This is a genomic window from Microbacterium sp. UCD-TDU (assembly GCF_000340625.1).
In the GTDB taxonomy this organism is placed as follows: Bacteria; Actinomycetota; Actinomycetes; order Actinomycetales; family Microbacteriaceae; genus Microbacterium; species Microbacterium maritypicum.
On record NZ_KB454449.1, the window covers coordinates 21,226 to 25,538 of the forward strand.

Here is a 4,313-nt window from a genome sequence, read left to right on the forward strand (position 1 = left end):
CCGATGACGACCGCGTCGAACTCGCCGGCGCTGGTGGACACGTCACGCGTGACGCGCTGGCGCAGCTCCGTCTCCGGCAGCGTGAGGAACGTGATCTCCAGATCCGGGTTCGCCTTCTCGAACACGCTCTTGGTGTACTTCTCCAGGGCAGTCGTCAGCGGGTTGGCGACGTTCGCGATCGTGATCTTCGTCTTGCCTCCGCTCGAACTCGACGGGGCGCACGCCGCCAGCGTCGGGGCGAGCGCGGCGGCGCCGCCCAGGGCCAGAGCGCCCTGGAGGACGGCGCGCCGGCTGGTCAGGACCGAGCGGATGGGCGAACTCGGGTTCGTCGGATGGGTCACGTGCTGCTCCTTCGATATGTGCGGTGCGGGATCAGGCCGCAGGCTTGTGCGTCTCGGACACCCCCGCCGGGGCGAGCGGCGAGGTCGCGGCCGTCAGAGGGGCCGTCACGGGGACGGGGACGGGCGCGGCGGATGCCGGTCCTGCCTCGGGATCCGCCACGGGCGCCGGTGCGTCGGCCGGGGCGGCAGCGGGGCGGCGGGCCGCTGCCAGCGCCGCCTCCGACGGGGTCTTGCCGCCGGGAGTGAGGACGGGTTCGATAAGCGCGTCGCGGAAGATGCGGCGGGGATCGTACTGGCGAGGGTCGAGGCGCTTCCAGTCGACCTCGTCGAACTCCTCGCCCATCTGCTCCTGCATGCGACCCTTGGCGCTCTGGCCGAACTCGCGGGCCCGCTTGACGAGGGCCGCGAGCTGCGCGGCCAGGCCCGGAAGGCGCTCCGGACCGATCAGAAGACCACCCACGACGGCGATCAGGATGACTTTCTCCATGGTCAAACCGAAGAACATGGCTCACACCTCCAGGAGGACGGCCCGGCGCGACGCCCGCCGATCGAACAGAATCGAGAGGCCGGCGGCCCCAAAGAACAGCAGCACGAGAATGCCACCCAGGATCAGCATCGACACGATGTCGGCGGACGGCGTAGCCAGCGCCGCGAACACGGTGATCGCCACGATCGCGACGCGCCATCCGCGCAGGATGCTGCGGCCGCTCACCACTCCCAGGACGTTCAGCAGTACCAGCAGTGCCGGCAGCAGGAACGCCACCCCCACCGCCAGCAGCAGCTTGAGGTAGAAGTCGAAGTACGTAGTGGCGGTGAGCAGTTGTGCCGCTCCGCCGGGCACGAAGCCCGCCATCAGCTCGACGGCGTGCGGCGCGATCGACAGGCCGACGGCCATCCCCGCCACGAACAGCGGGATGGACACGGCGGTGAACCACAGCCCGTACCGGCGTTCACGGCCACGGAGACCGGGCCAGACGAACAGGAACAGTTGCGAGACCCAGACGGGCATCGACGCAATCAGCCCCCCAGCCAAGGCGATGCGCATGCGCATATCGAAGCCCGCAGTGACGCTGTCGAAGTTGAGCGAGACGATCGTCCCGTGGCGTGCGGCCAGGTCGTTCAGGGGTGCCGACAGCACGCCGATGATCGCGTCTGAGAAGACGAACACCACGACGGCGGCCACGAGGACCGACGCCGCCGCGATGGTGCCGCGGCGTCGGAACTCGCGTATGTGGTGCGAGAGAGGCATCTTCGCCCGCGCGGGCGGCGACATTGCCATATCCGCTCCCTCCGAGGTGGATGAGTACTAGCCGCCGACGTGCCCGGCGGGTCGGATAACGGGCTCGCCAACGGACGGCTCTGGGACCCTCGCGGTCGCGGACGCGTCGGCAGCCGCGCTGTCGACGACGGCGACGTCCTCATCGCTGCGGATCTCGCGCTTGAACAGCTTCGCGGACTGTCCCATGGACTTCGCCAGGGCGGGCAGACGGGTCGCGCCGAACAGCAGGAGGATCACCGCCAGGACGATGAGCAGGTGCCATCCGGTCATGTTTGCAAACATGTTTTCTTTCCTTTCGTTGGGTCGATCAGCACAGATCGAGGAAGGTGTCGAAGATGAGAGCTCCGGATTCGAGGGCGGCGACCGACACCCGTTCGTCGACGCCGTGGAACAACGCCGTGAAGTCCTCGGTGGGCGGAGACGGGAGCGGCACGAAGCCATAGCAGCGGATGCCCAGGCGGTCCCAGGCCTTCGCGTCGGAGCCGCCGGAGACCAGGTAGGGGGCCACGGCCGCCTCGGGATCGTGGATGTGCAGCGCCTCGCGCATCGCGTCCACGGCCTGTCCCTCGAAGGGGTACTCCACCGCGCGATCGATGAAGGTGTGGCGGACGGTGGCCTCTTCTCCGGCCAGCCTGTCCAGCTCCGCGAGGAACTGCTTCTGCTGACCGGGGAGGAACCTCCCGTCCACGGCGGCCGCCGCCGACCTGGGCACGACATTGTGCTTGTACCCGGCGTCGAGCATCGTGACGTTCGTGTTGTGGCGGATCGCGGCGGAGAGCATACGGGCGGTGGGGCCCGTCTCAGCGAGGATCACATCGGGGTCGTCGCTGTCGACGCCGCTGAGTTCCCGGACGGTGTGCAGCAGCGCCCGCATCGTGGGCCCCGGGTCGGCCGGCCAGCGCGTGGCCGCGATGCGACCGAGCGCCTTGACCAGGTGTTCCACCGCGTTGTCGGGCTGCCGCATGGACCCGTGACCGGCGGTACCCTCGCTCTCAAAGTGCACCCAGGCGATGCCCTTCTCCCCCGACTCGATCAGGTAGAGCCGACGGTCCGCGACGAACGTGGAGAACCCGCCGATCTCGCCGACGGCTTCCGTGCAGCCGTCGAACAGGGAGGGATGCTCGTCGACGAGCCAGTGCGCGCCGAACTTCCCGCCGGCTTCCTCGTCGGCGGTGAAGGCGAGGGTGACCGGCCGGTCGGGGATCCGGCCGGTGCGTGCGCGGTCGCGCACGACGGACAGCATCATCCCGAGGAAGTCCTTCATGTCGACGGCGCCGCGACCGTACAGGAAGCCGTCGTCGATCACCCCGCCGAACGGATCGAAGCGCCAATCGGCTGCTTCGGCCGGGACGACGTCGAGGTGGCCGTGCAGGAGCAGTCCGCCCCGTGTGGAGGCGCGGTCGCCCCAGTGCGCCACGACGCTGGTGCGCCCCGGCGCCGACTCGAAGAGCATGGGCTCGATGCCCACCTCGCTCAGCAGGGCGGCCACGTGCTCGGCGGCGGCGCGCTCCCCGGGTCCGCGCCCGTCGCCGTAGTTGCTGGTGTCGAACCGGATGAGGTTGGCGGCGATCTGGACCGCTTCGGCCGCGGGCCCGGATGCGGCGCTCATGCGCGCCCCTCCCGGTGCGCGCTCAGCGCGGTGATGTGGTGCGAGATCGGTGCCACGGCGCCCGCGGCGTCGAGATACGTGCGGTAGCCCTCCGCCAGCACGGCGGCGGCGCGCGCGTCGGGCCGGCGTACGGACCCTTCGCCGGAGGGCGCACGCACCGCGGCGCCCGCGAGCACACAGGAGCCGTATGCGGCACCGCCGTCGTCGGCGACCACGACGGGGATGCCGGTGACGTCGGCGACGGTCTGCATCAGGATCGGGTTGGCCGAGCCGCCCCCGGCGGCGACGATGCGCTCGGGCCGCCGGCCGACCGTGTCGAGGATGTGGCGGAGGCTGAAGGCCACCGCCTCCAGCGCGGCGCGGTAGACATTGCCGGCGGAGTGGGCGAGGTCCAGGCCCAGGACGGCACCGCGCAGGCGCGGGTCCTCCACGGGCGAGCGCTCGCCGGAGAAGTAGGGGAGCACGATGACGCCGTCGCTGCCGGGACCGACGCGATCGGCGAGGGCGGTCAGCTCGACGTGGGAGGAGCCGGTCAGTGCGGTCACCCAGGTCAGGAGTGCGCCCGCGGCGGCGGTGACCCCGCCGGTGTACCAGGTGCCGGCCACGACCCCGGGCGCGCTGCCGATGCCGGGCCCGATCACGGCGGCGTCGGTGATGAGGTTGACAGACAGGGTGGTGCCGAAGACGACCAGGCACTCCCCCGGCCGGCTGACGCCGCTGCCGATCACGTGCGCGGCGTAGTCGGTGGTCCCGGCGTGGATGGCCGTGCCGACCGGAAGCCCGGTGGCCGCGGCGGCCGCCGGGCTGACATGGCCGATCAGCGCGTCGGGCTCGACGATCGCCGGGAGCTCGAGCCCGGGCATCCATCGCCGCACGTCCTCGGTGCGCCAAGCCGATCCGTCCGGTTCGGCCAGCGGATCCCACCAGCTCGCGGACACGCGATCCAGGACGTAGTCGCCGCCGAGTCGGTGGGCGATGTAGTTGTGCGCGGTGAACACACGGCGCACCCGCTCCCAGATCTGGGGCTCGTGCTCCTGGATCCACAGCAGCTTGGGTTTTTCGAACCATTTTTGTGGCCGAGATC

The 4,313-nt window shown here is 70.6% G+C and carries 5 protein-coding genes and 1 pseudogene; all 6 read right to left on the bottom strand.

Annotation, left to right across the window (positions count from 1 at the left end):
- Positions 1–341: pseudogene (locus tag D514_RS38260) on the bottom strand (hypothetical protein); the annotation flags it as partial.
- A gap of 31 nt (positions 342–372) precedes the next feature.
- Positions 373–828 (bottom strand): Sec-independent protein translocase TatB, encoded by a 456-nt coding sequence (locus tag D514_RS37315; protein ID WP_186004870.1) that lies wholly within the window; start codon positions 826–828, stop codon positions 373–375.
- 21 nt (positions 829–849) lie between these two features.
- A complete protein-coding gene (gene tatC / locus D514_RS37320; protein WP_306413953.1) occupies positions 850–1,620 on the bottom strand; it encodes a twin-arginine translocase subunit TatC in 771 nt (256 codons plus the stop codon).
- Positions 1,621–1,647: 27 nt separating this feature from the next.
- Entirely contained in the window at positions 1,648–1,902 is a 255-nt protein-coding gene (gene tatA, locus D514_RS37325; RefSeq protein ID WP_036323970.1) for a twin-arginine translocase TatA/TatE family subunit, read from the bottom strand.
- 25 nt (positions 1,903–1,927) lie between these two features.
- Positions 1,928–3,229 (bottom strand): M20/M25/M40 family metallo-hydrolase, encoded by a 1,302-nt coding sequence (locus D514_RS37330; protein ID WP_017831529.1) that lies wholly within the window; start codon positions 3,227–3,229, stop codon positions 1,928–1,930.
- Positions 3,226–4,313 (bottom strand): FGGY-family carbohydrate kinase (locus D514_RS37335; RefSeq protein ID WP_081603960.1); only part of this gene is annotated, 1,088 nt, incomplete at its 5' end. The genes D514_RS37335 and D514_RS37330, both read right to left, overlap by 4 nt.

What these genes read in the sequence shown, in the direction of transcription:
- tatA (WP_036323970.1), bottom strand. Translation starts at nt 1,902, where the DNA reads ATGTTTGCAAACATGACCGGATGGCACCTGCTCATCGTCCTGGCGGTG.
- tatC (WP_306413953.1), bottom strand. Translation starts at nt 1,620, where the DNA reads ATGGCAATGTCGCCGCCCGCGCGGGCGAAGATGCCTCTCTCGCACCAC.
- D514_RS37330 (WP_017831529.1), bottom strand. Translation starts at nt 3,229, where the DNA reads ATGAGCGCCGCATCCGGGCCCGCGGCCGAAGCGGTCCAGATCGCCGCC.
- D514_RS37315 (WP_186004870.1), bottom strand. Translation starts at nt 828, where the DNA reads ATGGAGAAAGTCATCCTGATCGCCGTCGTGGGTGGTCTTCTGATCGGT.